The following is a 25,391-nucleotide window of genomic DNA, read 5'->3' as shown; positions in this document are numbered from 1 at the left end:
CATATATATTCTCCACATGAAGATTTAAAATTTACTAGGTAAATCTGAGATTTTAATTGAGTAAAAGATATTTGGAAATATTTATACTTAACAGATAAAGTCCTTAGCTTAGTGTTTCTCCTGGACTAGTTCAAGCAATACCCCCATTACACTTTTAGGGTGAATGAATGCAACTAAATGACCTCTTGCACCAGGTCTAGGTTGCTTATCTACTAGTTGTAAACCTTTTGCTGATAAATCTTCTAATGCTTTATTTATGTCTTCAACTCTTATCGCTAAATGATGTAATCCGGGGCCTTTTGTTTTTAGAAATTTTGCTACAGTATTATTCATATCGTCGTGGTTTATTGGTTCTAAAAGTTCTACTGCAGATTCTCCATTTTTACCAACCATAAAAGCTACCTTTATTCCTCTATCTTTCAATTCTTCCTTATCTATCAATTTCATTCCTAAGTTTTTCTCATAAAAATCTATTGCTTTATCTATGTTTTCAACCACTATGCCTATATGATCTATAGTTTGAGTTTCCATGGTCTATTATACTCATTTTAATTTATAAATTTGATTAAAAAGCAAAGGTTTTATAGTGTTTAAACAATTAGATATTGGGTATTATCATGGATATAGACGAGAAAATTAAGGAATGGAACAATCTTTATACCAGCTGGATAGCAAAAAGAAAGGAAAGAAAGCAAAAATTTGTAACACCTTCTGGAATAGAGGTGAAGCCTCTTTATACGCCCCTAGATTTAAAAGGTAATTACGTGGACAAGATAGGCTTCCCTGGAATGTATCCTTTCACTAGGGGAATTTATCCTAATATGTACAGAGGAAGAATATGGACGATAAGGCAATATGCTGGTTTTGGTTCTGCAGAAGACACTAATTTAAGGTTTAGGAAACTTTTGGAAGCTGGGCAAACAGGACTAAGCATGGCTTTTGACTTACCTACTCAATTGGGTTTAGATCCAGATCAAGAATTAGCCTTCACGGAAGTAGGTGTAGTCGGTGTTTCAATGTTTCATTGGAAGGAAATGGATTTAGTAATGAATCAAATTCCTATGGATAAAGTAACTACTTCAATGACAATAAACGCTACTGCAATGGAATTAATGTCCATGTATATAGCAACAGCAGAAAGTAGGGGAATCGATAAAAAAGTCCTAGATGGAACAGTACAGAATGATATACTAAAGGAGTATATAGCTAGGAAGAATTTCATTTATCCGCCAGAGCCTTCCTTAAGGTATGCTATAGACTTAATTGAATACTCTTATAAAAATATTCCAAAATGGCATCCAATTAGTATTAGCGGGTATCATATTAGAGAAGCTGGAGCGGACGCGATACTAGAAGTAGCATTTACTTTAGCTGACGGAATTGAGTATGTTAGAAAAACTTTAGAGAGAGGAATAAACGTAGATGACTTTGCTCCTACGTTGTCTTTCTTCTTTGCAGGTTATACTAATATTTTCGAAGAAGTTGCAAAATTTAGGGCCGCTAGAAGAATGTGGGCTAAAATTATGAAAGAATGGTTCAATGCTAAAAAACCAGATTCGATGACATTGAAGTTTCATACACAAACTGGCGGTGCAGAGCTAACAGCACAACAGCCAGAAATTAATATAATCAGAACTACTCTTCAGGCTTTAGCAGCAGTATTAGGTGGTACTCAAAGTCTACATGTAAATTCATACGATGAAGCTTTAGCTTTACCGAGTGAGAAGGCAGCGAAGATAGCAATTAGGGTTCAACAAATAATAGCTTACGAGAGTGGGGCTACCGAGACTGTGGATCCATTAGCTGGATCCTATTATATTGAATGGCTAACAGATGAGATAGAAGAAAGAGCTTGGAAAGTTATTGATAATATTGAAAAAATGGGCGGAATGCTTAAGGCTATTGAAAAAGGATATCCTCAAGCTGAAATAGCTGAAAGTTCTTACAGACTTCAGAAGATGATAGAAGAAGGAGATATAATAAAAGTTGGAGTTAACTTTGCCTATGAGCCCGATTGGATAGGAACTACCGAAATATTTAGAGTAAATCCTGCAGTAAGGGAGAGAGTAATTACTAGATTAAAGCAATACAGGGAAAATAGAGACAATATTAAATGGAAGGATAGCCTAGAGAAGCTAAGAAAAGCTGCTGAAGGAAATGATAACTTATTCCCATACGTTTTAGATGCTATAAAAGCTGGGGCAACTTTAGGTGAAATAAGTTCTGTGCTTAGAGAAGTATGGGGAGAGTATAAAGAGCCAATTATTTTCTAATAAAGCTCTTGAGGAATCTATCCTTATTTTTTACTGGAATTTCATTATGTTCTCTTACAGCTTCCCATTTATCCCAAGGAAATACGATCCATTTGTCTACTACCTTATCGTAATAATCTGGGTATTTTTTAGACCAAGGTTTAACGTAAATAGTTGCAGATCTTATATTTTGTGGGTTAAATAGCTCTATAACTCTAGATACAGCAGACAGAGTTTCTCCAGTATCCGAAACGTCGTCTACTATTAGGACATTTTTATTCTCTAGATCGTCAACGTAAATTGCTTTTAAAGTAGGTTTAGGTTGCGTTTTTCCTACTTCTTTGTAAAATTTTATTTCTATATATTTTATATTTTTTATTCCAATTATATCTGAAATTAGCTTTGCTGGAATTACTCCTCCAGTTAATATAGCTACAATAACATCAGGATTATAATCTTTGATAATTTTTTCGCTCACGTTAAATATGCTATCTTCTATATCATCCCACGATGGAATAAAATACTCAACCATTAATCATCACCAGAGGAATCTCAAATTCTTCTTGTAGAAGACCTCCATGATGTCCCTTTAATTTACCATATTCTCCGTTCTCCTTATAATCAAAAATATAAGCAGTATTATCAAGAGGAACTGCAATGTAATCTGGTAGCTCTACATTACCTATTCTTCCCAAGAGAGTTGGGAACTCATCTTTAGTAAATACTCTAAGATTAAACCTATGGTATAAGTATGTTTTCATATCGTATCTACTTTTTAAGAATAGTGCTCTAGAATCTCCATAAGGAGGAATTTCTAGCATACTAAGAAATTCTTTATCATCTTTCACATTAACGTTATTTGCAACTTCAACATGTCCATGATCTGCGGTTATTACTATAGTATAATTTCCTACGTTGGCTAATTTTGTTGAAACACTATAAACGCTCTCAAATATTTCTTTTGCGGCATTTAAGGTTGGTTCTGCATAAGGCCCATATTTATGCGCTAATGTATCTACGTCTGGAATATAAAGATAAATGAAATCATAAGAGTTCTGTTGTAGAACTTGAGAGAAAGTGTATATAGCATCCCATATGTCTGCATATTCCTTTGTTTCAGAAGTTTTGCCGTGAGTAGCATTACTAAATTGAGTATTACTTATTCCCTTGGGGACTATCTCTATGGTCTTCCTTTCTTTAACTTCAGCTAAATAGCTTTTTACTTCAGGAAAAGCTTTCTCAAAGGGCACAGCTTCTTGAATGGAATCTCTTTCGTCTATTGATGGATGCGTATATTTTAGCGTATTTATTATTCCTCCAAGCCTTTTAACAAAAGTATTATACCCTAAAATTCCGTGCTCTCCAGGAGTTAATGCAGTGAACAGTGTAGTTAAAACAGTTGAAGTTGTTGAAGGAAAAACTGTTTGGAATTTTTCGGCCTCTTTCTTTACAACTCCTGCTCTGTTCATTATATTCCATCCAAATCCATCAAGAAGAACTAAAGCCAACTTTTTTCCAGAGATATTAAGTTTGCTTAAGCAGTTCCTTTTTACTCCTAGAAAATCAGCTATTCCGCATGCTAATGAATAAATGTTCTTCTCGTAGTTTGGCAGTTCTAAACTCATATGCATAATCTTAATAATATCCTTATAAAATAACTGGTAAATGGAAGAGATTCTATTATATGGCGCTATAATTGCAATAATATTAGCAGGCATTGGAGCGGGATTATCAATATTAACTTGGTTTATAAGAAGAAAGTATCATGTATGATGCTATAATAGTTGGTGGGGGACATAACGGTTTAGTGACAGCGAATTATCTAGCTAGAGAAGGATTAAAAGTAGCCGTGTTTGAAAGAAGAGAAATAGTAGGCGGTGCATCGGTAACTGAAGAATTATGGCCAGGGATAAAGGTATCTACTGGAGCTTATGTTCTTAGTTTACTTAGGCCCAAAATTATTGAAGATTTACAATTAAAAAAGTTTGGACTAAAAGTTTATACTAAAGATCCGGGATTATTCGTGCCTTTTGAGAATGGTAAAAAACTGTATATATGGTCTGATATAAAAAAGACACAGAAGGAAATAGAAAAATTCTCTAAAAATGATGCAAAAAACTATGAAAAATGGGTAAAATTTTGGGACCCACTTTACGATTTAGCTGATTTACTTATGCTCTCTCCACCGGTGAATTTATCAAATATTGATGAGCTTTTAAGCCTTTTAAAGAGCGTTAAGATAGATGAAGATGCGGCATTATCTATTGCTAGAACATTTGTAACTGATGGCAAAAGCTTGCTTTCAGAATTTTTCGAGTCAGATGAAGTAATTTCTGCCTTAATAGAAGATGCGGTAGTTGGAACTTATGCGTCACCTTCTATGCCTGGAACTGCGTATGTACTAGCTCATCACGTTATAGGCGAAGTTAATGGAATAAAAGGTGCATGGGGATACGTTGAGGGAGGAATGGGCGGAGTTACTCAAGCTTTGAAAAAATCTGCAGAAAGTGTTGGAGTAGATATCTTTGAATCTTCTCCGGTGGATGAAATACTAGTCGAGAAGGGAGAAGTTAAAGGCGTAAAATTAAGCTCAGGAAAAGTAATTGAATCTAAAATTGTTGTTTCAAACGCGGATCCTAAGACTACGTTCCTTAAATTGCTTAAGAATGCTGAAGTTGACGATGAATTAATTAGAAGAATAAGGTCTTTGAAAACTACTGGTGTTTCTTTTAAAATAGTTGGTTATTCCGAGGAATTGCCTGACTTTGGAAATGGAAAATCCTTATCGCCAGAGCATATAGCCTCCGAGTTAATAATGCCCAGCACTGAATATATAGAGAAAGCTTACTTAGATGCTAAAGTATTAGGGTACTCCAGAGAACCATGGCTTTCAATAAATATACAATCTTCTGTAGATCCTACTGCCGCCCCTCCAGGAAAGTTTTCTATTTCAATTTTCGGTCAATATTTTCCATATAATGAAAAATTAGACGAGATTAAGGAGAAAATAGCTAAGATAACTTTTGATAAAATTAGGGAATTCGCTCCTAACTTTAAACTAGTCAAGTATGAGGTGTTAACTCCTTTAGATATAGAAAGGAGATTTGGAATATGGGGAGGTAATATATTCCATTTGGATATGACTCCAGACCAGCTTTATGTATTTAGACCAACAATAGGCTTAAGTAATTATTCTACTCCTATCAAGGGATTGTATTTGTGCGGTTCCGGAACCCATCCTGGTGGAGGTGTTACTGGTGCTCCAGGATATAATGCCGCCATGAAAATTTTGTCAGACCTAAAGAAAAGAAAGTAAAATTAATCTAATGTAGTCTTAAATAGATGCGAAGAGAAGTATTTTATTGATAACTCATGAACTTAAGCTACACTTATGAGATCATCATACTTTTTATATTACTTTCTATAATTGGTATCATACTTATGGGGATATTTAAAAGATTTACTACTAACTTCATGACAAGCGAGAAAGCCACGCAGTTACAACTTAAAGGCAAGAAGAAAGGAGAAGATGAAGAAAGGAAAATTAGTTGGGATGATATTGGAGGATATGAAGACGTTAAGAAAGAAATAATAGAATATGTAGAATTTCCATTGAAAAATAAGGAATTAGCTTTAAAATATGGATTAAGACCTCCAAAAGGTATATTATTATTTGGACCTCCAGGTTGCGGAAAAACTTTAATGATGAGAGCTTTGGCCAGTGATGCAAAGTTAAATTTCATATATGTTAACGTTAGCGATATAATGAGCAAGTGGTACGGCGAAAGCGAAGCTAGATTAAGGGAGTTGTTTGCAAACGCAAGAAAGAATGCCCCCTGTTTACTCTTCTTTGATGAGATAGATACAATAGGAACTAAAAGGGAAAGCCATACTGGAGATTCCGTTACGCCTAGATTACTTTCATTGATGCTCTCAGAAATTGATGGACTGAATAGCGAAGACGGAGTAATAATTGTTGGATCAACTAATGTTCCTCAACTTCTAGATAAGGCGTTATTAAGAGCTGGAAGATTTGACAAATTAATCTACGTAGGTCCTCCAAATAAAGAAGCTAGAAAAGAAATTTTGAAGATACATTGTAAGAATAAGCCGCTAGCAGAGGACGTGGATTTAGATAAGATAGCGGATATGACAGAAAGATACAGCGGTGCCGACTTAGCAAACATATGTCAAGAAGCAGCTAGGAAGGCAGCTATAGAGGCAATGCAAACTGGTAAAGATGTTAAAATAACCATGAAAGATTTCATGGAAATAATCCAGAGGTACAAGCCAAGTATAACATTACAAATGATTGAAGATTTTGAAAAGTTTAGATTAGATTTTGAAAGAAGATCTAGAAAAGGAGAAGATTTAGAGTCTGAAATAGAAGATAAGATAACCTTAGATGATATTGGAGGATATACAAAAGTTAAAACTGAGCTGAAGGAATTACTAGAATTACAATTAAAATATTCAAAATTAATGGAGCAAATGAAAGTACCTCCAATAAGAGGAATCTTACTTTACGGCCCACCGGGTGTAGGAAAAACAATGATGGCAAAGGCATTAGCAAAAACGCTAGACGTTAAATTAATTTCTGTTAGTGTTGCAGAAATCATGTATAAGGGATATGAAGGTGCTGTATCAATATTAAAGGAGGTATTTAATAGAGCTAGAGAAAACAAGCCTTCTATTATATTATTGGATGAATTGGACGCAATAGCTTCAAAAAGGTCTCAAAAAGACAGTACTGATTCCTCAAAGATCGTTAATCAATTGCTGACTGAAATGGACGGAATAAGGAATTTGAAAGAAGTAGTAGTTATAGGCACAACAAATAGAGTAAAAACTATAGATCCGGCTTTACTTAGGCCAGGAAGATTTGATATAATAGTTCACATGGATTTGCCAAATGAGGAAGAAAGGTTAGACATCTTACAAAAATATCTTGGAAAAGACGTTTGCGAGAGAGTCGATTGCAGAGAAATTGCAAAACGTACTGAGGGATATACTGGAGCAGATTTAGCAGCAGTAGCTAGGGAAGCCAAGATAAGAGTTTTGAAGGACATTATAAGAGGTAATAAAGATAGAGTAATAACTAAAGAGGATATAGAAATTGCATTAAATAAAATAAAGCCTTCAATTAAGAATAGGAAGAAAAAGAATTCTGGAGCTCAGAATCAGAAGTAACTATTATTTCTGGAATGACGTCAACGTATTTTAAGCTAAACGTCACTTCTCTTCCTTTTAAATCTAGAGATCTTATTCCAAGTTTTTCACAAAATCCTTTTGATGAAGCAATATCAACGTTTCTTAGTTTGCCCCTTATATCAAAATAGAGATACGCTCTTCCAGTACAGACGAGTATCATATCAAGTGAAGCAGAACCTAATGTTCTTATTTTTATTCCGTTACCTAGTTTTGAAATTATCGAATATGCCTCATTTATTTTGTCTTTATTATAATAGGGTAGTACTATCTTGTCAGTAGGTTTTCTCTTATCTACCTTTATATTGTTTATATATGCTCCGTTTTCATCATATGAGTAAATATTGTTACCAAAAACTTCAGCAACTATTCCAGCATAAGGTAAAAATTTTTCTTCTTCAATTTTTTTATATACGGCTATTGAAACTGACGACCAAGGTATTCCGGTTATGTAGTTAGTGCTTCCATCTAATGGGTCAATTACCGCTATATATTCATAGTTTTCCCTAAATATACTTCCAGACTCTTCAGAAACAAAGGAGAATTTATAGCCAGAATGATCTAGAAGATCAAAAATATATTGCTCTGAAAATTTATCAACTCTTCTAGTAGTATCTCCTTGATGATATCCTATTATTTCGTCAATGCCCTTCTTTTCGTGTAATTCTCTCAAGTATTTTGTAGCTTCTTCTCCAATTTTCCTTAATGTGTTAATCAACTCACTTTTTCCCCTTCTTCTCGTTTAGGTAAGTGAACACACTATGAGCAGCTACTGCTCCTTGTGCGGTAGCAGTAATTATTTGTCTAAAACCTAACCACATTCCAGTGCAGTCTCCTGCTGCAAATACTCCAGGCAAGTTGGTTCTCATCCATTCGTCAACCTTTATGTAACCATGACTGTCCACTTCTAGATTATTAGCTCTTGCAAAATCGGATGGAGGCTCAAACCCTATTTCAACGAAAACGCCATTAACTGGAATCTCTTTTACCTCCTTTGTGACAAGGTTTTCAACAACAATGCTCTTTACTATTTTTTCTCCCTTTATTTCTTTCACTACAGAGTTTAAGATAAATTCTACATTTTGCTTTTGCTTTACTAATTCTACATAGTATGGTTGAGCTCTGAATTGATCCCTCCTGTGTATTAAGTATACCTTAGTGGCATATCTTGATAATAATTCTGCTCCTTCTAAAGCAGAGTCTCCTCCACCTACTACTGCAACAACCTTTTTCCTAAATAATGGTGCGTCACAAATTGAACAATAAGATACTCCTCTACCAGTGAATTCTGCCTCTCCAGGGACATTTAATTTCCTTCTTTTTACTCCTACAGCGACAATTAATGTTGTTGCTCTAAATTCTCCTTTTCTTTTAGTTTTTACAACGTATTCATCCCCTTCTCTTCTAAAACTTTCTACAGTATCTAAAATTACTGGAATATTATATTTTTCGATATGTGCATTAAAAATTTTTATCATGTCCTGAGCTTGTATTCCTATTAACCCTAGATAATCATCAACTTCGCCTGCTTCAGTTAATTGACCTCCTGGAGTTTCTCCTATAACTAGAGTTTTTAACATGTACCTTCCTGCATATAAGGCTGCACCGTAAGCTGCTGGTCCTATTCCAATTATTATCACGTCAAATTTTTCGCCAGGTTTTATATCCGCAGTTTTGGGAAGTAGACTCATTAATTGTATTTAGAATATATAGATTTAAAGGTTAATTACTCTTGGAATAATGTGAAGGCATTACTTATTACTGGCAAGTTAGCTTATCCTATAGTAGAGGAAGTAGCAAAGAAGATTAAGAACGTTAAAGCTGAGGTTAAAGCTTTAAACTATCCAGTGGCATCTTTGATGAGCGTACAATATATTCTTGAAAATATAAAAAATGATAATCTAAAAGATTTTGATATAATTATCCTGCCAGGTCTAGTTTTCGGTGATGCGAAGATAATAGAAGAAGAAACTGGAATTAAAACGGTAAAAGGGACTGAAAATGCATGGGATCTTCCGCTAGTTTTTGAGGCATTAAATCAAGGAATTGAACTATCTACAGTTTATCCTGCAGACAAAATTTTAGGTAAAATAAGGACAGAAAAAGTATTGAAAACATTAGAAGAGATTGAAGAAAAACAAGAAGTAGCGTTTGAGCAAGGCATAAAAATTCCATTAAGACCACCCCCTTTTAGAGTATTTTTAGAACTAGACCCTACATGGTCTATTGAGAGAATTTTGGAAGAAATTGAGAGAACTAGGGAATTTGTTGATGTGTATGTTATAGGATTTCCGGTAGGTCACAATGACTTGAACGATGTAAGAAATAAGATTAGAAAAGCTAAGGATACGGGAGTTATAGTAGGAATAGACAGCGATTCACCAAGGGAAATGATAGAAGGAATAAAAGAAGGCGCAGATTTTGTTTTTAATATAAATGAAGTGAACTATGAGAAACTTGAGGAGGTTAAGAATAAGGCCGCTTTTGTTGTAGCTCCTTTTAATGTTGAGAATAAATCTGAGATAGTAATTAAACTTACTAAAATACTTTCAAGTAAAGGTTTTACTAAGCTAATTTTGGACGCAGTTTTATCGCCACCTCTTCAAGGTATGGTTGATAGCTTCATAGAATATAAAAGAATAAGGGAAGCTTTACCTCAATACCCAATATTAATGGGTACCCTAAATGTTACTGAGCTAGTTGACGCTGATAGCCATGGCATGAATGCGTTACTTACAGCTATTGCTGGAGAATTGGGTATTTCTTGTCTTTTAACTATGGAAAAAGGTAAAACTAGGTGGAGTTCTTGGGAAATAAAAGAGGCATCTAAGATGGTTAGTATTTCCCTTATTCAGAAAAGAGTGCCTAAGGATTTAGGGATAGATTTGCTTATTTTAAAGGATAAAGTTAGATATAAGGAAGAAGAACTAAAGGATTTTATTACTGTAGAGCATAACGAACCAGAAATGGATAGTGCGGGTTTTGCAAAAATTTCCTTAGTTAACGGTAAGATAGCTTTAACCTTTTATGGTAAGGACAAAATTACTCTAGTGGGAGACGAAGCCTTATCCATAGGGAGAGAATTAGTAAAGAGAGTAAATATAAGTAAACAGCACGCTGTTTATATAGGATATGAATTGGCTAAAGCTGAAATAGCTAGAAATCTAGATAAAAATTATATTCAAGATCTTCCCTTATTTAAGAAGATTCATTAATGATCATCTCGGTTCCAGACGTAATTTATTTGCATAGCGGTGAATATACTATCTCAATATCAGTTTTACCTACAAAGACTGAAGGAGAAGTTATAGAAATTTTAAAATCTACCATGAAAATTAGCGAGTGTAGAGATAAGCTTTTATGTTACCCACGTATTTTTGGCGGAATTTTCATATTCTTGAGAAAGTCAGTCTTATCTAGAATTGAATTTGACGGATACTTATGTCAAGGGAAAGAGGGAGAGTTATTCGATGTGAACAAATTTCATGAAAGTCTAAAAAATGACTTCTCTTGTTTTAAGTTTGACAATGGTAAGATTTACTGTTTTTCTAGAGTGAGAAAATATGGAGAATGTAAAGCAATAGATAATATAGGCTTAAGATTCATTGTGGACTAAGGATATTCTATTATTGCATAAGAATCTTTTCCTTCATATATTTTTATTTTTATTGGCATATTTATTCTATTATATATTTCTTTAGCTAATTCAAAGCCTATATATTCTGCTGTTGGATAGTCTTCTTCAATAATTTTGATCTCATTCCTGAAAGGACCAGAGATTGAGATTTTTTCCAAATCTTTCTTTGGTACTATCAATTTGTGATCCCATTCCTTAATGATTTTTCCTATTTCGTCTTTTAATTTATTAAAATCTATTACAAATCCATTAGCTGGATTTATGTTTCCTTCAACTTCGACGTTTATTATGTACGTATGTCCGTGTAATTGGGAATCCCCTGGAGAAGATAAAGTGTAATGAGCCGAATCTATTGTAAACCCTTCAATTCCGATCTTAACTTTCATTTAAGACCCTCCTGAGGTTTTTATTGAAATGCTCCCATAATGAATCTGCAAGATATTTAATTTCATCACACAGAGATCTTATATTCTCATCATTTTTAATCTCATCTATTAATTTAGCTACTTCATAAAATGAGTTGAATTCACCACCTTTAGCTATCACTTTATCTTCAAAGATTATACTATTATTGCCTACTATAACGTTACCTCCTTCTTCTACAATTTTATATATAGTATAGGCAAGATTTTCCAAATTAACATGATAGTTAGAGAACTTAAATTCTAGTTCTTGAAGTAATGTATTTATATTATCATCTATCAAATTTTCTAGGCTATCCAGAATTTCTAACTGTTCCTTGAAATTTTCATTATTTAATAGTTCCTTGAAATTTGAATTCCTTAAACACTCGGTATCGCATGGTATTTCAATATCTAAAATCTTGATCTTTTTACTAGGTTTAAGATTGAGGTATTCTTTTACAACATCCACAACTTTATTTATATTTGCTTAATATTAAACTGGTATGCTAAAGTTAGTTGAGAATATTTCCTTAGATATTCTTAGCTGGTATGGAGATAAGTTAAAGGGCATAATTTATGAACCTAATTATAACGTTATTCTAGTAGTATTGGAAGATGTGGATAAAATTTCTCTATTTGCTAGGGGAGAGATATATAATTTCTTTTATAATAGACTTAGAAAATTAGATGAATTCAAAAAATTTGTACTAGAAAATCATAAATCGCCTAGATTATATGGTATAATTCTTTCACCTAAGGAATTATCTTACAACATACCGAAGTTGATTTATATTATTCATAAAGGTTACATTCTTTATGATCCTAAGGGACTAATTTCCAATATTCGTAAAGCTAATGTAAAAATTGTAGAAGATTATGATAAGAAAATTTTAGATTTGGGTAAAGTAAAGAAAGGTGAAGTGATAGAAATATGAACTCTAGTGCGTTAGCTTCGGAGTTTTTATTACGCGGTACTAGGACGTTAAAAGAAGCTACTGAAGCTTATAATGAAGGTGATCTGTACTATACCTTAGTTAGATTAGATGAAACCCTTAATAATTTGGCCAGTGTGATTTTATCCTTATATGGAGTATATTCAGTAGATGGAGACTCCGTTAATGCTCTGTCATATTTAGAAGAGACTAGAGATTTAGACTCGTCATTAAAATCTTTAATTAAAGAGATTCAAGATTTAGATAGGCAACTTAGTATTACTAACTTTATTGATGAATCCTCGTTAAAATCTCCAAGTGTAGTAGTAAGAAATGCGGAAGTGAAGACAACTTTAGATAGGATAACTAAAATATTTGATAAAGTACAAGAAGTTTTTGATGAATTCCATAGTTGATTTAGACTCAGATCAATGTTCATACGATCCTTTAGAAGCGATAGAGTATCTTAAAGATAAGAAAGAATATGTTATTTTCAAGATTTCTATGAATAATCCTTTTCTACAAGATATAAAGAGAAAATATTTTCTACAAATAATAAAGGTTGATGGTGAGATAGTATACTTCAAGATTCAATGAAGTGGATATCCTTTTATTCTAAAATTAGGGAATGGTTAAGGTTTTCATATGCTAAGGATTATTATTCGGCCTCTTTACTTAATCAATTAATAGTAGAAGACTATACTTATTTACTAGAGGAAATAAAAGGTAAGAAAGTAGCAGTAGTAGGTGCAGGTCCTAGCTTAACTTCTATTAAGGAAATAGACGCAGATATAATAATCTCAGCCGATGGGGCAACGAACTATTTGGTTAAAAAGGGCATAATTCCAGATATTGTAGTTACAGACCTGGATGGAATTGAGATATTTCCTGAGAAAAGTGGTTATGTAGTTTTAGCGCATGGTGACAATATTGATAAAATACAAAAAGTTAAGAAAATGAAGTATATAATAGGTACATGTCAAGTTATGCCTTTTGGTAGGTTAAAAATGTTCGGTGGATTTACTGACGGAGATAGAGCTGTTATTTTGGCAAAAATATATGGTGCTGAAAAAATTTTACTTTATGCTATGGATTTTGACTCTAACTATATCGGAAAATTTTCTAAACCTTGGTACGATACAGATGTACCCATTTCATGGATAAAGAGAGAGAAATTAAAAATTGCAAAAAATATTGTAAAAGAGGCTTTACAGCAAAGTTTATAAAATTTAAGTAGATTTATAGAATGGTGCAAGGGATGCGTATTCTCGAATAAGGTAAGGATACTGGATACCACGTTAAGAGATGGTGAACAGGCTCCAGGAATAGATTTTACTGTTGAACAAAAGGTAAGAATAGCAAATCAATTAGTCAAACTGGGTGTAGATGTAATAGAAGCTGGATTTCCTGCTTCTTCTGAAGGAGATTTTATTGCAACTAAGAAAATCTTGGAAGAAGTAGGAGATAAAACTGAAGTTATTGGTCTAGCTAGAGCAAATAAAAATGATATAGATAAGGTAATAGAAGCAGGACTCTCTAGTATTCATGTATTCATAGCTACTTCAGAGATACATATGAAGTATAAATTAAAGATGACAAGAGAAGAAGTTTTAGATAGAATTTATGAAAGTGTAAGCTATGCAAAATCTCATGGCCTAATTGTAGAATTTAGTCCAGAAGACGCTACCAGGTCTGAAGAGGATTTCTTGCTAACTGCAATAAAAACTGCCATACAAGCAGGAGCCGACAGAATAAATATTCCAGACACAGTAGGCGTAATGACGCCTTTCACTTTCTATGATTTAATTAAAAAAGTTGTTAACGTAGCTGGAGATAAGATTGTTAGTGTTCATTGCCATAACGATTTTGGCCTTGCTACAGCAAACTCTATAGCCGGTGTGGCAGCCGGGGCAAGGCAAGTGCATGTTACTGTGAATGGTATAGGCGAAAGGGCAGGAAATGCGTCATTAGAAGAAGTAGTTATGGCATTAAAGAAGTTAATGCATTATGATTTGAATATAAAAACTTGGCTATTATACGAAACTAGCAAACTAGTCTCAGAATTAAGTGGAATTCCTATACCCTACTTTAAAGCTATAGTGGGTGAAAACGCATTTGGTCATGAAGCAGGAATTCATGTGCATGGAGTTATAGAAAATCCCGCAACTTATGAACCTATATCTCCAGAAGAAGTTGGTAATTTTAGAAGATTAGCATTAGGAAAACATAGCGGAATTCACGGATTAAAGAAAATATTAGAGGATCAAGGAATTCACCTAGATGATAATAAATTAAGAATAGTTTTGATGGAGATTAAAAAGAAGGCCGAATCTGGAGAGAAGATAAGTGCAGAAGATGCAAGGAATATAGCAATTAAGCTTTTGAACTCGTAAAATAATTTCTTTTTATGATTGAATATTTTGGTCATTCAATGTTTCTCATTGATAGAAAAATTGTCATAGATCCTCATGATGGAGGCAGTATAGGCTTACCTAAACCCAATATTGATAAAGTTGATCTAGTTTTAATTACACACGATCATTATGATCATAATGCTTACGAGATATTATCCTATAATGACATGAAAATGAAATATTATGGTTATATAAATTATCAGAATTATAAGATAACCGGGTATAAGGCTTATCATGATAAAGAAAAAGGAAGGAGAAGAGGAGAGACTGCAATTTATAGAATAGAAGATTCTGAGGGCAATGTAATTGTACACCTAGGTGATTTAGGTGAATATCCTCTTAAAGAAGATCTTATTAAGGAGATTTCATCTCCTACAGTTTTAATGATACCAGTAGGCGGTTTAATAACTATTGATTATAAAGAAGCAGTATCTTTAGTAAAGGATCTTAAGCCACAAGTAGTGATTCCAATGCATTATTGGGTTAGGGGTCATTTAATGCCCTTGGATCCTGTAGATAATTTCATAAAGGAATTAGGATGGAAAGTGATAGAAGGTAAAAAAGGTATTGAGAAAATAGAAGATAAAGAAGCAATTTATCTTCTTACAGCCTAATCTTCTCTACTCTGGCCACAGGAACTGTCTCTTTATTTACCTCGTCTTTAACTAGATTTTCTATTGCTTTTCTTATTGCTTCACTTCTATTTAACCCATATTTTATAGCATATCTGTCTAGTAGTTCTAACAAATCTTCTTCTGCCTTAAATGTTACAACTCTCATCGTATATCCAATATATATCTTCTTAGTACTATGGTTTAAGTATTTTCTGGAGCGATAAGACTCTCTTAATATTTCAAGAGGACTATTTCATGAGGAAGATTAATATATAAGTTTGCCATATATTTTTATTGAGTGAAAAGTACAGTGCCAACTATACACTTATCGATTCCGGAAGGAATGTACGAAGAGCTTAGAAAGAAAGCTGAAGATATGGGAATACAGATAACTGACTTAGTAAAGTTCTACATTAGACAGGGTATGGAAAAAGAGGAGGAAGGAGAAAATGTGGAGAAAAACACTGAGTGTGAGGAAAATATAGCATTTCTTGAGGCTAAAGTGGCTCAGCTTGATGCAATAGTTGGAGAACTTGTGAGAAAATTAAAGAACATAGAAGACGAAGATATTGGAGAAGAGGAAGTTGAACTTAAGGAGAGAGAGGAAAATAATTAAAGCTTATCTTACATTTAATATATTGAGAAGGGTCCATGGGATAATGTCCTCGTGTACCGGGGACTTATGAACATGGATGGGTCCCCTTATGCTTATTTTGTGATGTAGCAGGGACGAACTGAAGAATGAGGAAAAACTAAAAAACTGAAAATTACATTGAAATTAACGTTACTGTTCTAATTATGGAAGAATTTCTTCGTATTTGATTAATTGTCTTATTTAATTCATTCAAATCCGGTGCTTCTACTTCTACTACAACATCATATTCTCCATATACTGGCGTAGCATCTTTTACTCCATTTAATTTTTTAACGTCATTTACTACATCCAATTCTTTTCCTATACTTGTTATTAATAAAATATATGCTTTTACATTTCCCATAATATATATTTAGTAAGCGATAATAAAAAATCTTATTTTAATAATAGCCTTTCAGAGTCAAGAAATCTGGATGCTAGTAATAATAAGAATATTGAGGCTAGTAGTGTTATTGATATAGAGAATATGGATTCTTCTATCAAACCAAATACATAGAACATTATCGATGCAACTAATTGAACGTAAGGAATTCCAAGAATTAATGATAAAGGATAAGATAAGTCTCCAAAGTTTAAGAATAATGAAGAGAACGAAGCTATCATTCCAAAGCTAGTTATTATAAAGTTTACAATTTGGACGTTCCTACTCGACCCGCCTAGTAATAAAAGCACTATGATACTCATTGAGGCTGTAAGCAATATCATAGCAAGATAGACTATTATCACTAGGATAGCAAAAGTTGCACTAAAAGTTATACTTTCCTCTATTATATAGGGAGCAAACAGAGAGAATACAACTAAACCTATTAAATCTCCTATAGACGATATTAAGCCTAATATTATTGAGATTATTAGTTTTGAGAAAATAAAGGCTCTAGAAGAAATGGGTGCTGCAAGAAGAGACTCTAGAGTTTTTCTCTCTTTTTCACCCATAATACTATCGCTAACAAAGAATATTACCGGTGTAGCAGCAGGGAATAAAATAATTGCAACTATTCTTGCTAGTTGAGAGAATTGACTTTGTTGGTAAGATGCCTGCTCGCCAGTAGGTAATTTATAAAGTAGTGCAACTTCTAAAGGATCTCTAATTATTGAAGGAGATACTTCGATATGAGACATATTCTCTAGGTACTTTATTCTCTGAATTGAAGTATTATATAGAATATTATATAATCCATTCTCAACAAGTTGTAAGGCAGATGACCTCGAAGATATTACGTACGATATATAAACTATGGCTGTTCTATTTATGTCTGATATATTTTCATAAAAGCAGGATGGAAATATAACTTCGACATCTGCAGGTTGCGTAGAATTTATGTAGACTATTCCACCATTACCTTGGATATAACTACATAGTTCCTTTACATATTTTATATTATCGTAATTCTCGTTTATAATATCCACAATAGGCGGTTGAGAAACTATTGCTGCAAATAGGATTACTCCAATTAAGGGTAATAATATTAAGGGTAATAATATAGAGCCAAGTAGAAGTTTTCTATCTCTCTTTACATCAGTCCATTCCTTTTTTATTAAATCTTTCATCAAATTTTACCACCCGTTGCCACAAGGAAAGCTTCCTCTAGATTTTTTACTCCAAGTTTATTTACAATCTCCTTTGGAGTTCCACTGGCTATTATTTCTCCATGGTTAAGTAATACTATCTCGTCACAAAGGTATTCTACTTCTAGCATATTATGTGATGAAAGTATTATAGTTGTTTCCCCTTTCATTTCTCTTATTAATTTTCTAATCTTTACTGATGATTCTACGTCTAAGGCCGAAGTTGGTTCATCTAAAATAGCCACTTTTGGCATGACCATTAATGTTCTGGCAATCATTAATCTCCTTTTCATTCCTCGACTATACTCTTGAGTTTTATCGTAAATTCTATCTCCTAAATCAGCAATTTTTATTCCTTTTTCTAGAAATTCTTCAAATTCATCTTTATTTTTGGCATAAATCTTAGCATAAAATTCTAGATTCTCTAAGCCTGTTAATCTATCATAAGGAAATGCATCTTCTGGCATATATGAAATGTAACCTTTTTCTCTAGCTTTTGATGGAGGCAATCCTAGTATATTAACCTCTCCTTGGTAATGCCTTATTATACCTGCTAGTACTCTTAATGTTGTAGTTTTTCCCGCGCCGTTTGGTCCAATTATTCCAAATATAATATTTTTAGGCACTTTGAACGTTAATCCTTTAAGAATTTCTTTATTGCCAAAAGTCTTCCTAAGGTTAGTAACACTCACTGCTATTTCTTCCATTGTCATACTGTTTACATTCTTCTAAACTGATAATATATTTCTTTACCGAATATCAATGAATGATTGGAGGAGTAAGAGACAGAACTACTGAAGCTTTATTGAGGTTCGGAGATAGATGTAAGCTCATTCTTAAGGCTGCTATATCTATTGCTGAAAGTAATGATAAAAAAGAGCTTGGTGATTTTGATTATAAAACTCTTGTAGAGAAGTTGCAAGAGACAGGATTAGATAAAGATCCTAAAATGATATTACGAGCTTTAGAAAGAGATTATGGCATAATCGAAACAACCTATAAATCGGCAAACCAGCATTGGTGGAGGTTTATTAACATTGAGGAAGTGAAAGAAGCAATAGGTGACGAAATAGAAGACCCAGAGATTCAGTTAATTAAAATTCAAGCAAATAGCTTAAATTTGACGGAGTTAGAAAGAAAATTAAGATTTATGCTTAATAAACCAGTTTTATCTGAAGTTGATAGGGCATTATTTAAAAAAATTGCTTTTGAGGAACTAAATTATGTTATGGAGGTGTATAGGAAAGCTTCAATGTACGAGGAAACTTATGATATTGCAGAAAAGGTTAAGAGTATATTAACTTTAGCTACTAAAGTGTCAATGAAAATTGGTAAAAACTATGCACAAAATAAAGCTAATGACCTATTAGATCCTCAGAAAGAGCCTCAAGCCTTCTTGAAATGAATTTAATTGCTTCCGCTAAGTTCCTTTTATTATCGAAATTCTTAACAATCTCTTCTAATTCTATCCTATCTTTAGACCTAAGTTCCTTTACTTTCTTTACTAAGAGTGGAAGAGCTCTAGTAATATTATCAACAATAGTAATGGAAGCAGTCATTGAAGTTCTTGATAAAGGATTGAGATCTATTGCTATAACCTTCTTATTCAATCTTACTAGTGCTTCAGTTCTATCTCCATCTTCTAAACCCAAGAGGACTACGTCCGCTATATAAATCCCTTTCTTGCTTACTTTTCTTCTTTCACTAAAAAGCTCTGGAATGGTTGTTAAATCGTCATCGCCTAATACTTCTTTAGCCCCTGCATCCTCTAGAGCTTTCTTTATCGCCTTTACTCTTTTTTCATCTCTGTAAAACAAATTTATTTCAATTTTACAATTTACCTCATTTGACAGTTCTACAATATCCTTAGCTACAAGAGCCGCCATATTTCCATTAACTGAAATAACTGGATATTTAGCTAGTAAAAGAGTAGCAGCTGCAGCATTTATTGCGTTTTCAGCAAAATCCTGTGTTTTCTCTCCTATTAGGTAATCGAAGCATTCTCCTCTTCCATGAGCGATCAATCCTTGAGGTACAAGTATGTTATTTTCAAGTGCTTCTACCAACTTTTCTCTAATTAGAAGAGAGTCTCTTCTCGGATGATTAAGGGGTATTAAATTACGTATGCTCCTTTCATTGCCGGCTTGTGTATTGTCCATCCTTCTTCACATTCGTCAAGCCTAACTATTATACCTTTCTTTCTAAATGATTTTTTATATGGAGAGTAAAACCCTAATTCTTCAGTAAATTTCCTTGCTACTTCAAAGAACTTGTCTATTGTTCTCTCCTTAAGGAAATCTTGAATATAAAATAGTGCACTTTCTGAATTTTTAAGTAATGAGATAGTAGGTAATTTTTCTAGAGGTTTGCTACACACCGGTCTCCAATCTATTTTTATTGTTTCAACTTCACCATAAATACCAGGAGTTTTTCTGTAAACTAAACCTCCTCCAATATATTGTGAAATTACATCTCCTAGACCGTTTTTGCTTATTACTTCGCTTTCATGAGCTATTTTTATCGCTTCTCTTTCTATAATGCCAAAAATTTCTGAAGCTCCTAAAGCATAGGCTAGACTTATGCTTCCGCTTAATCCATATCCAAAGCCTAAAGGAACATCAGATTTGATTTCTAAATGTAAATTTCCTAGATTATTCTTAAGAAAATCTAAGTTTGGGAAGTCAATCTTTTTTCCATTAAGTATAATTTCTGCATCCCCTCTCTTTATTTCTACCCTGGAATATGGTTCGAGTACCATGGTTAAGCCTATAGATCCAGATTTCTCTAGGTTATTTGAAAAAACTGGATACCATACTCCAGAAATACTTAATGGAACCATAACTTCTAGCATGTTGAACTTTTTTGGAATAAGTAATATATATCTTTGATTATTAAGTATAGGTGGTAAAATTGCTATTAGATTCATCAATATTTAGCCGAGCAATTATTACATTTGATATCTCATCATTGAAAAAATTTATGACCGTGGATGAAAAGGAAGTTGTAGTTGGTAATTTGACTTCAATGTCTGGGGAGATTTTGAGCTACTTGAATCCCAAACCAATAAAGGCTGCAACTAAATTGCCCGACGGATCTTATTATAAAATAATAGGAAAAAAATATGGGATGACGTATGCAGAAGTTCCTGCTGGGCTCACCTTTGAAGAACTAATAGAAAAATTGAAGTCAGAAAATTTATTTCCAGCGATATTTCCCCTTTATTTGAAAGGGACTATTGGCGGATTTATATCTACTAATGGGTCTGGATTTGGAAGTTATAAATATGGTTTTGTAAAGTATAAAATTCCAGTTTATGAACTAAAAGATAAGGATACAGCAATAGTTGGGTTAGTTAATTATTCTGAGTTAATAGAATTAGATCAAGAAAGTCCTTTTGCCTGGTCAGCTGTAATTTTTCCCACAGAAAATATTGTTAAGTATTATGTTCCATCTTTTTATTCTTCTCTTGTGGGGAAAGGTAAAGTAGTATCTTTAGAAAAGCTAATTAACGATATATATAACAGTATTAGATCTATCTTAAAAAGAGACTATATTCCTGTCTGCTTAAGGGCCTCCGAATATTCTGTATTGATCCAATCTCCTATTGAAAGCAAGCTAGGGTATATAATTAATTATAATTCCCCTTCTAAATTTTATGTAATATGTGGCAATATAAAGAGAGATAATTTAGATAAATTATTTGATTTTTTGAAGAAGAACCCTTCTGTATATCCTTTTCCTTCATTACAAGAATATAAGGAGATTCATAAGTTTATCTTATCAAGATATAAAAAAGAGATAAAAGTTCCAAAAAACTTGGAAAAAATCAAGTCGCAATATTTGGATGCTGTACAATGCATTAATTGTGGGTTATGTCTTGATAAATGCCTAGCATACAATGTAACTAAAAATATTATTTACTCACCGGTAGGGAAAATAAATAGACTATTAACAGGAGTTATGAATTTTGAATATTGCTTTGGATGCAAAAATGACGATGATTATTGTCCTGTAGGAATTAAGATTTCCGAACTAACTGAGGTTTTACCTCAGTTAAACAAATATAAAGATAAGATTTCTATACCTATAGATACAGTACCGAGTAGATTAAAGGAGCTAGAAGCACTACTAGATTCTAAATATAAGAGTTATCCAGTATACTTATTGTTTGTAGGCTGTGCAGCAAAATACGATCCTTTAGGTGTAGAAGGCTTTATGAATTTTCTTTTAGAGAAAGGAGAGGAATTGAAAGGTTTCTCTCCTAGAGTAAAGCTTCTTGATAATGAATGCTGTGGTTTTGACAAATATATAATAGGTGATATAGATGGAGCTAAGAGTGACGTTTCTAAAATTGTTGACATAAAAAATAAGCTAGGTGCACAAAAGGTGTATTTTCTTTGTCCGGAAGGTTTGTATGTTTATAATTCTTTATCTGGTGACAAAGGAATTTTGGCATATGAGGTTATTAAGCCTTACGTTAAAGATAAGGTGTACTTAGGTTGTTGGGCAAAGAAACTAGGTTTTGAAGGTGAAGAACATGAATGTGCTGGCTTATTATTCACGTCATATAAGGGTGCTCAGCTACCTTTATTTAAAAAGAATATAATAACAATTTGTCCATTCTCAACTTGGAAATTTTCCACTCAGTCTGTATATTCTCTATTTAACAAAGGGAAGAATTTAAAGGCAGAGGATAAGGTTATCTTAGAATTTTCTGATAAATTATTTACTGATTATGTAATTTCGTCTTTGAAGAATAGTGTTTTAGCGTCAGTTGACGATATTGCTGATAAGACGATAAACTGGATTATGGGAGGTAAGAATTACTTTATACTTCTAATAATACCTATAATTAGAAAGAGGTTTTACTCTCTTTTAGCCTCATCACTGTCAGAAAATAAAGAACTTGTAAATTCTTTGAAAACTTTATCTGAAAATAAATTACTAGTGGAGGATAAAATAAGGAAAGTTGTAGATATAATTAATTCCCATAATTTTACTGAACTTGTTAATGATTTAGTAGTAAGGATTTCTAATTCTCCTAGACTGGAGTATGAAGCAAGAAAAATTATAGAATCAGACGACTACAAGAAGGCATTAGAAGAAGCAATAAAGAAAGTAATTATAGACAGAGTATTAGAAGATATCATACAAGAAGTCATCTATAGTTAGTAGTTAGCTTATATTTTTTGTCTTTCCAGTCAAAATATATTAACCCTGATCTTTTAAGAAGTATAAATAGAGGTAATAGTCTTTTTGGAATTTTATCTTCTATATTTTCTTCCTTATATATAGAAAATAATGATAATAGTAGCTCAATTGTATCCTTAAATGTTACTATAGACCTCTCGTCATCAAAAGGTATCTTTACTAAATTAGGGTGTGCATTGATTGAAATATTTTGATTATTCATTATTACGTATCCTTTATCTAGGATTTCATCAGTTAATGATTTCTTAAATTGCTCATTTACATTATAAGTTAACGTATGTAAGTTTTCATTATTGTTCTTATGATCCTCATAATACGAATCGCCATTTATTATTTTAAGCATAAAATCCTCAACTTCTTTAATATCGTCGTCTGTTATTTCGAACTTTCCTGGCCATTTATCCTCTTGAAGTTCTCTTAATGACATTTATAATTTTTAGGAGAAATATGAATGTTAGAGAGGTAAATAAAAATGATAAAAGTAAAGTACTTTGCGTTTATTAAAGATATAACAGGTAAAGATGAGGAAACTTTAGATCTTAATTGTAATACGGTAGATTGTATTATAAAATTTTTATCTGAGAAATATGGTAGAAAAATGGAAGAAATACTAAAGAATGGAATAAATGGTGTTAAAGTCACAATTTTAGTTAATGGAAAAATCTCACATACAGTTGCGGATGGAGACGAAGTAGCAATATTTCCCCCGCCTGCAGGCGGAGAGTTAGTTAAAAGCAAATTTGATCTATTAGAAGAAATTAGGAAGTTTAGGGAAAACGCTCCTCCTGAAGCAGGTTCGCTAGTAGTATATCTGGGTTTTGTTAAAGGTATAGTTGATGGTCATAGAGTTTATGAATTAAGATACGAAGCGTACGAAGATTACACAATTAGACGATTAAAGGAGATCGAAGATGAACTTATGAAAAAATATCATGACTTGGTAAAAATTAAGATTATTCATGTTATATCAAATATGAAGCCTGGAGACGATGTTCTATTAATTATGTGCATGGGACGTGGTAGAAAAGACTCCATAAAAGCGGTAGAAGAAGCAGTAGAACTCGTAAAAAATACTACTGGAATTTGGAAATTAGAGATAAGGGACGATGGAGAATTTTGGGTAGTTGCTGGAACTACTAGGGTGAAGAGAATAAATGATTAAAAATGTAGCATTAACGGTAGCAGGAATAGATACTGGAAACGGTGCTGGAGCAGAAACTGATATAAAAGTATTTGAAATGCTCGGAGTTCATGGAGTTATGGCAGTAACTGCGATCACTGCACAGAATACAAAAGGAATTTCGGACATAGAAGTTGTGAAACCTGATTTCTTAAGAAAGCAAATAAAAGTTGTTAAGAGCGATTTTGATATCAAGTCGGTAAAAATAGGAATGATTTATAATAAGGATCAATTTAAGGTGGTAAATGAAGAATTATCTGGGTATAAAATTATTACCGATCCAGTAATTTATGCAAAGGACGGAACTCAACTAATTAACGACGTTGATGAGTATAAGAAATTGATTTTGAAAATATCAACAATTATAACTCCTAATGCAGTAGAGGCATCTATACTTTCTGGAATTAAAATAGATACAATAAAGGACGCCGAAGAAGCTATAAAAAAACTTTACGAAGAATACGGAGTTCCTTTTGTAATAGTAAAAGGAGGTCATATGAGAGGCGAATATAGTTTTGATATATTATTTGATGGTAAAGAATTTTATGAGATAGGCTATCCTAGGTTAGATAAGAAGGACACTCATGGAACAGGGAGCGTTTTCGCATCTGTAATAGCTGGTAAAATTGCTAAAGGAGAAGAAGTAATTAATGCTTTTAGAGAAGCCAGAAAGATTTTGCAAAATGCAATTGATTATGGTCTAGAAATAGGACATGGTATAGGTCCTATTGATCCGCTAGTATATAACGAGAAAAAATCGCAGAAATATCAAGTTATTGAAGATATGACGAAAATTGGTGATTTTATAGAAAACGAAGAAAAATTCTGGAAACTAATACCAGAAGTTCAATCTAATGTTGCACATAGTATTTCTCCTCAATATGTAGAAGATTTAAACGATATAGCCACATTTAGAGGGAGAATAATTAGACGATGGGATAGAAAAGTCATAGTAGGATATCCTGCAGTTTTCGGTAATCCAACTCATACTGCAAGACTTTTATTAGCTATAATACTCAATTACAGAATTGGAAATACTTTGATAAATATTAGATATGATGAGAAAATTTTGTCTGCATTTAAATCCTTGGGGTACGAGATTATTGAGATAAACAGAGAATTAGAACCTCAGCATGGAGAAGGCAAAACCATGCAATGGATAATAGAATATATAAAAACGCAATACGGAATAAAGAATAATCTGCCTAATGTTATTTTCGATAAGGGTATGAAAGGAAAAGAGGCTATGATAAGATTTTGGACAAATAGCACTGACGAAATGATAGAATCTTTAAGGTTAGTATGCAAAAGTCTTTAG

General features: G+C 32.9%; 30 protein-coding genes. 16 read left to right on the top strand and 14 right to left on the bottom strand.

The window, feature by feature from the left end:
* Positions 1-108: 108 nt before the first annotated feature.
* The gene (mce, locus tag D1866_RS06080; RefSeq protein ID WP_152942000.1) at positions 109-531 is read right to left on the bottom strand and encodes a methylmalonyl-CoA epimerase; all 423 of its coding nucleotides are present in this window, start codon (positions 529-531) and stop codon (positions 109-111) included.
* 86 nt (positions 532-617) lie between these two features.
* On the opposite strand from mce, the gene D1866_RS06075 reads away from it, so the two are divergent.
* Entirely contained in the window at positions 618-2,273 is a 1,656-nt protein-coding gene (locus tag D1866_RS06075) for an acyl-CoA mutase large subunit family protein (RefSeq protein ID WP_152942002.1), read from the top strand.
* Here the strand turns inward: D1866_RS06075 and D1866_RS06070 are convergent.
* Positions 2,263-2,784 (bottom strand): phosphoribosyltransferase, encoded by a 522-nt coding sequence (locus D1866_RS06070; protein ID WP_013777001.1) that lies wholly within the window; start codon positions 2,782-2,784, stop codon positions 2,263-2,265. The two genes, D1866_RS06075 and D1866_RS06070, sit on opposite strands and share 11 nt — an antisense overlap.
* Complete coding sequence (locus tag D1866_RS06065) at positions 2,777-3,877, bottom strand: alkaline phosphatase family protein (RefSeq protein ID WP_152942004.1); 1,101 nt, start codon at positions 3,875-3,877, stop codon at positions 2,777-2,779. Before D1866_RS06065 ends, D1866_RS06070 begins: the two co-directional genes overlap by 8 nt.
* 140 nt (positions 3,878-4,017) lie before the next feature.
* On the opposite strand from D1866_RS06065, the gene D1866_RS06060 reads away from it, so the two are divergent.
* Positions 4,018-5,568: a phytoene desaturase family protein gene (locus D1866_RS06060; protein WP_152942006.1), complete on the top strand. Its 1,551-nt coding sequence runs from the start codon at positions 4,018-4,020 to the stop codon at positions 5,566-5,568.
* A 56-nt stretch (positions 5,569-5,624) separates the two neighbouring features.
* Complete coding sequence (locus D1866_RS06055; RefSeq protein ID WP_152942008.1) at positions 5,625-7,442, top strand: AAA family ATPase; 1,818 nt, start codon at positions 5,625-5,627, stop codon at positions 7,440-7,442.
* Here D1866_RS06055 and D1866_RS06050 read toward each other — a convergent pair.
* Positions 7,396-8,178, bottom strand: a complete 783-nt coding sequence (locus tag D1866_RS06050; protein WP_152942010.1) for an inositol monophosphatase family protein — start codon at positions 8,176-8,178, stop codon at positions 7,396-7,398. The two genes, D1866_RS06055 and D1866_RS06050, sit on opposite strands and share 47 nt — an antisense overlap.
* A 1-nt stretch (position 8,179) precedes the next feature.
* Positions 8,180-9,151: a thioredoxin-disulfide reductase gene (gene trxB / locus D1866_RS06045; protein WP_152942012.1), complete on the bottom strand. Its 972-nt coding sequence runs from the start codon at positions 9,149-9,151 to the stop codon at positions 8,180-8,182.
* Positions 9,152-9,202: 51 nt separating this feature from the next.
* Here trxB and D1866_RS06040 point away from each other — a divergent pair, with 51 nt between their 5' ends.
* On the top strand, positions 9,203-10,675 hold the full coding sequence (locus tag D1866_RS06040) for a dihydropteroate synthase-like protein (RefSeq protein ID WP_155861223.1): 1,473 nt from the start codon (positions 9,203-9,205) through the stop codon (positions 10,673-10,675).
* Positions 10,675-11,076 (top strand): hypothetical protein, encoded by a 402-nt coding sequence (locus tag D1866_RS06035; protein WP_152942017.1) that lies wholly within the window; start codon positions 10,675-10,677, stop codon positions 11,074-11,076. The genes D1866_RS06040 and D1866_RS06035 overlap by 1 nt, the downstream gene beginning before the upstream one ends.
* Here the strand turns inward: D1866_RS06035 and D1866_RS06030 are convergent.
* Both D1866_RS06030 and D1866_RS06025 read right to left on the bottom strand, forming a co-directional pair.
* Positions 11,073-11,483, bottom strand: a complete 411-nt coding sequence (locus tag D1866_RS06030; protein WP_013776993.1) for a 6-pyruvoyl trahydropterin synthase family protein — start codon at positions 11,481-11,483, stop codon at positions 11,073-11,075. The genes D1866_RS06035 and D1866_RS06030 overlap by 4 nt on opposite strands.
* On the bottom strand, positions 11,473-11,970 hold the full coding sequence (locus D1866_RS06025; protein ID WP_155861092.1) for a hypothetical protein: 498 nt from the start codon (positions 11,968-11,970) through the stop codon (positions 11,473-11,475). Before D1866_RS06025 ends, D1866_RS06030 begins: the two co-directional genes overlap by 11 nt.
* Before the next feature lie 34 nt (positions 11,971-12,004).
* Here D1866_RS06025 and D1866_RS06020 point away from each other — a divergent pair, with 34 nt between their 5' ends.
* The 6 genes from D1866_RS06020 to D1866_RS05995 are packed head-to-tail and all read left to right on the top strand — an operon-like array spanning position 12,005 to position 15,461.
* The gene (locus D1866_RS06020; RefSeq protein WP_152942019.1) at positions 12,005-12,436 is read left to right on the top strand and encodes a hypothetical protein; all 432 of its coding nucleotides are present in this window, start codon (positions 12,005-12,007) and stop codon (positions 12,434-12,436) included.
* A complete protein-coding gene (locus D1866_RS06015) occupies positions 12,433-12,849 on the top strand; it encodes a hypothetical protein (protein WP_013776990.1) in 417 nt (138 codons plus the stop codon). The genes D1866_RS06020 and D1866_RS06015 overlap by 4 nt, the downstream gene beginning before the upstream one ends.
* Positions 12,833-13,030, top strand: coding sequence for a hypothetical protein (locus D1866_RS06010; protein ID WP_152942021.1), 198 nt, complete (start codon positions 12,833-12,835; stop codon positions 13,028-13,030). Before D1866_RS06015 ends, D1866_RS06010 begins: the two co-directional genes overlap by 17 nt.
* Positions 13,031-13,035: 5 nt before the next feature.
* A complete protein-coding gene (locus tag D1866_RS06005; RefSeq protein ID WP_420809236.1) occupies positions 13,036-13,659 on the top strand; it encodes a 6-hydroxymethylpterin diphosphokinase MptE-like protein in 624 nt (207 codons plus the stop codon).
* Between the two features lie 15 nt (positions 13,660-13,674).
* Positions 13,675-14,826, top strand: coding sequence for an isopropylmalate synthase (locus tag D1866_RS06000; RefSeq protein ID WP_048054798.1), 1,152 nt, complete (start codon positions 13,675-13,677; stop codon positions 14,824-14,826).
* Positions 14,827-14,840: 14 nt separating this feature from the next.
* Complete coding sequence (locus D1866_RS05995; protein WP_152942028.1) at positions 14,841-15,461, top strand: MBL fold metallo-hydrolase; 621 nt, start codon at positions 14,841-14,843, stop codon at positions 15,459-15,461.
* Here D1866_RS05995 and D1866_RS05990 read toward each other — a convergent pair.
* Entirely contained in the window at positions 15,451-15,627 is a 177-nt protein-coding gene (locus tag D1866_RS05990; protein ID WP_013776985.1) for an aCcr1 family cell cycle regulator, read from the bottom strand. The genes D1866_RS05995 and D1866_RS05990 overlap by 11 nt on opposite strands.
* Before the next feature lie 144 nt (positions 15,628-15,771).
* Between D1866_RS05990 and D1866_RS05985 the strand changes: the two genes are divergently transcribed.
* Complete coding sequence (locus D1866_RS05985) at positions 15,772-16,077, top strand: hypothetical protein (RefSeq protein ID WP_155861221.1); 306 nt, start codon at positions 15,772-15,774, stop codon at positions 16,075-16,077.
* A 151-nt stretch (positions 16,078-16,228) separates the two neighbouring features.
* On the opposite strand, the gene D1866_RS05980 is transcribed toward D1866_RS05985, so the two are convergent.
* From D1866_RS05980 to D1866_RS05970, 3 genes are read right to left on the bottom strand one after another with little or no spacing between them, the layout of a single operon-like run.
* A complete protein-coding gene (locus D1866_RS05980) occupies positions 16,229-16,459 on the bottom strand; it encodes an Lrp/AsnC ligand binding domain-containing protein (RefSeq protein WP_013776983.1) in 231 nt (76 codons plus the stop codon).
* Positions 16,460-16,491: 32 nt separating this feature from the next.
* A complete protein-coding gene (locus D1866_RS05975) occupies positions 16,492-17,664 on the bottom strand; it encodes an ABC transporter permease (RefSeq protein ID WP_152942030.1) in 1,173 nt (390 codons plus the stop codon).
* Positions 17,664-18,395, bottom strand: a complete 732-nt coding sequence (locus D1866_RS05970) for an ABC transporter ATP-binding protein (protein ID WP_152942032.1) — start codon at positions 18,393-18,395, stop codon at positions 17,664-17,666. Before D1866_RS05970 ends, D1866_RS05975 begins: the two co-directional genes overlap by 1 nt.
* Before the next feature lie 53 nt (positions 18,396-18,448).
* Between D1866_RS05970 and D1866_RS05965 the strand changes: the two genes are divergently transcribed.
* Positions 18,449-19,087 carry a hypothetical protein gene (locus D1866_RS05965; RefSeq protein WP_152942034.1) on the top strand — a complete coding sequence of 213 codons (639 nt, stop codon included), beginning with the start codon at positions 18,449-18,451 and terminating at the stop codon, positions 19,085-19,087.
* Here D1866_RS05965 and D1866_RS05960 read toward each other — a convergent pair.
* Together D1866_RS05960 and D1866_RS05955 are read right to left on the bottom strand one after the other, a co-directional pair.
* Positions 19,038-19,841: a 4-phosphopantoate--beta-alanine ligase gene (locus D1866_RS05960; RefSeq protein ID WP_152942036.1), complete on the bottom strand. Its 804-nt coding sequence runs from the start codon at positions 19,839-19,841 to the stop codon at positions 19,038-19,040. The genes D1866_RS05965 and D1866_RS05960 overlap by 50 nt on opposite strands.
* Entirely contained in the window at positions 19,796-20,533 is a 738-nt protein-coding gene (locus D1866_RS05955) for a GHMP family kinase ATP-binding protein (RefSeq protein WP_152942970.1), read from the bottom strand. Before D1866_RS05955 ends, D1866_RS05960 begins: the two co-directional genes overlap by 46 nt.
* 50 nt (positions 20,534-20,583) lie before the next feature.
* On the opposite strand from D1866_RS05955, the gene D1866_RS05950 reads away from it, so the two are divergent.
* Complete coding sequence (locus tag D1866_RS05950) at positions 20,584-22,854, top strand: FAD-binding protein (protein ID WP_155861091.1); 2,271 nt, start codon at positions 20,584-20,586, stop codon at positions 22,852-22,854.
* Here the strand turns inward: D1866_RS05950 and D1866_RS05945 are convergent.
* Positions 22,841-23,320: a hypothetical protein gene (locus D1866_RS05945; protein WP_152942040.1), complete on the bottom strand. Its 480-nt coding sequence runs from the start codon at positions 23,318-23,320 to the stop codon at positions 22,841-22,843. The two genes, D1866_RS05950 and D1866_RS05945, sit on opposite strands and share 14 nt — an antisense overlap.
* A gap of 39 nt (positions 23,321-23,359) precedes the next feature.
* Here D1866_RS05945 and D1866_RS05940 point away from each other — a divergent pair, with 39 nt between their 5' ends.
* Both D1866_RS05940 and thiD read left to right on the top strand, forming a co-directional pair.
* Complete coding sequence (locus D1866_RS05940; protein WP_155861090.1) at positions 23,360-24,055, top strand: MoaD family protein; 696 nt, start codon at positions 23,360-23,362, stop codon at positions 24,053-24,055.
* On the top strand, positions 24,048-25,391 hold the full coding sequence (gene thiD / locus D1866_RS05935; protein WP_152942044.1) for a bifunctional hydroxymethylpyrimidine kinase/phosphomethylpyrimidine kinase: 1,344 nt from the start codon (positions 24,048-24,050) through the stop codon (positions 25,389-25,391). Before D1866_RS05940 ends, thiD begins: the two co-directional genes overlap by 8 nt.

Source organism: Acidianus ambivalens (assembly GCF_009729015.1).
Taxonomy (GTDB): domain Archaea; phylum Thermoproteota; class Thermoprotei_A; order Sulfolobales; family Sulfolobaceae; genus Acidianus; species Acidianus ambivalens.
Note: the sequence above shows the minus strand (reverse complement) of the source record. Positions and strands in the feature narration are given on the sequence as shown.

Bases quoted from the DNA above. Each gene is read 5' to 3' on its own strand.
- D1866_RS06020 (WP_152942019.1), top strand. From the start codon at position 12,005: ATGCTAAAGTTAGTTGAGAATATTTCCTTAGATATTCTTAGCTGGTAT.
- D1866_RS05960 (WP_152942036.1), bottom strand. From the start codon at position 19,841: ATGGACAATACACAAGCCGGCAATGAAAGGAGCATACGTAATTTAATA.
- D1866_RS05970 (WP_152942032.1), bottom strand. From the start codon at position 18,395: ATGACAATGGAAGAAATAGCAGTGAGTGTTACTAACCTTAGGAAGACT.
- D1866_RS06035 (WP_152942017.1), top strand. From the start codon at position 10,675: ATGATCATCTCGGTTCCAGACGTAATTTATTTGCATAGCGGTGAATAT.
- D1866_RS05945 (WP_152942040.1), bottom strand. From the start codon at position 23,320: ATGTCATTAAGAGAACTTCAAGAGGATAAATGGCCAGGAAAGTTCGAA.
- D1866_RS06010 (WP_152942021.1), top strand. From the start codon at position 12,833: ATGAATTCCATAGTTGATTTAGACTCAGATCAATGTTCATACGATCCT.
- D1866_RS06065 (WP_152942004.1), bottom strand. From the start codon at position 3,877: ATGAGTTTAGAACTGCCAAACTACGAGAAGAACATTTATTCATTAGCA.
- D1866_RS06075 (WP_152942002.1), top strand. From the start codon at position 618: ATGGATATAGACGAGAAAATTAAGGAATGGAACAATCTTTATACCAGC.
- D1866_RS05955 (WP_152942970.1), bottom strand. From the start codon at position 20,533: ATGCTAGAAGTTATGGTTCCATTAAGTATTTCTGGAGTATGGTATCCA.
- D1866_RS05995 (WP_152942028.1), top strand. From the start codon at position 14,841: ATGATTGAATATTTTGGTCATTCAATGTTTCTCATTGATAGAAAAATT.
- trxB (WP_152942012.1), bottom strand. From the start codon at position 9,151: ATGAGTCTACTTCCCAAAACTGCGGATATAAAACCTGGCGAAAAATTT.
- D1866_RS06070 (WP_013777001.1), bottom strand. From the start codon at position 2,784: ATGGTTGAGTATTTTATTCCATCGTGGGATGATATAGAAGATAGCATA.
- D1866_RS05990 (WP_013776985.1), bottom strand. From the start codon at position 15,627: ATGAGAGTTGTAACATTTAAGGCAGAAGAAGATTTGTTAGAACTACTA.
- D1866_RS06055 (WP_152942008.1), top strand. From the start codon at position 5,625: ATGAACTTAAGCTACACTTATGAGATCATCATACTTTTTATATTACTT.
- D1866_RS05975 (WP_152942030.1), bottom strand. From the start codon at position 17,664: ATGAAAGATTTAATAAAAAAGGAATGGACTGATGTAAAGAGAGATAGA.
- mce (WP_152942000.1), bottom strand. From the start codon at position 531: ATGGAAACTCAAACTATAGATCATATAGGCATAGTGGTTGAAAACATA.
- D1866_RS05980 (WP_013776983.1), bottom strand. From the start codon at position 16,459: ATGGGAAATGTAAAAGCATATATTTTATTAATAACAAGTATAGGAAAA.
- D1866_RS05965 (WP_152942034.1), top strand. From the start codon at position 18,449: ATGATTGGAGGAGTAAGAGACAGAACTACTGAAGCTTTATTGAGGTTC.
- D1866_RS06030 (WP_013776993.1), bottom strand. From the start codon at position 11,483: ATGAAAGTTAAGATCGGAATTGAAGGGTTTACAATAGATTCGGCTCAT.
- thiD (WP_152942044.1), top strand. From the start codon at position 24,048: ATGATTAAAAATGTAGCATTAACGGTAGCAGGAATAGATACTGGAAAC.
- D1866_RS06015 (WP_013776990.1), top strand. From the start codon at position 12,433: ATGAACTCTAGTGCGTTAGCTTCGGAGTTTTTATTACGCGGTACTAGG.
- D1866_RS06060 (WP_152942006.1), top strand. From the start codon at position 4,018: ATGTATGATGCTATAATAGTTGGTGGGGGACATAACGGTTTAGTGACA.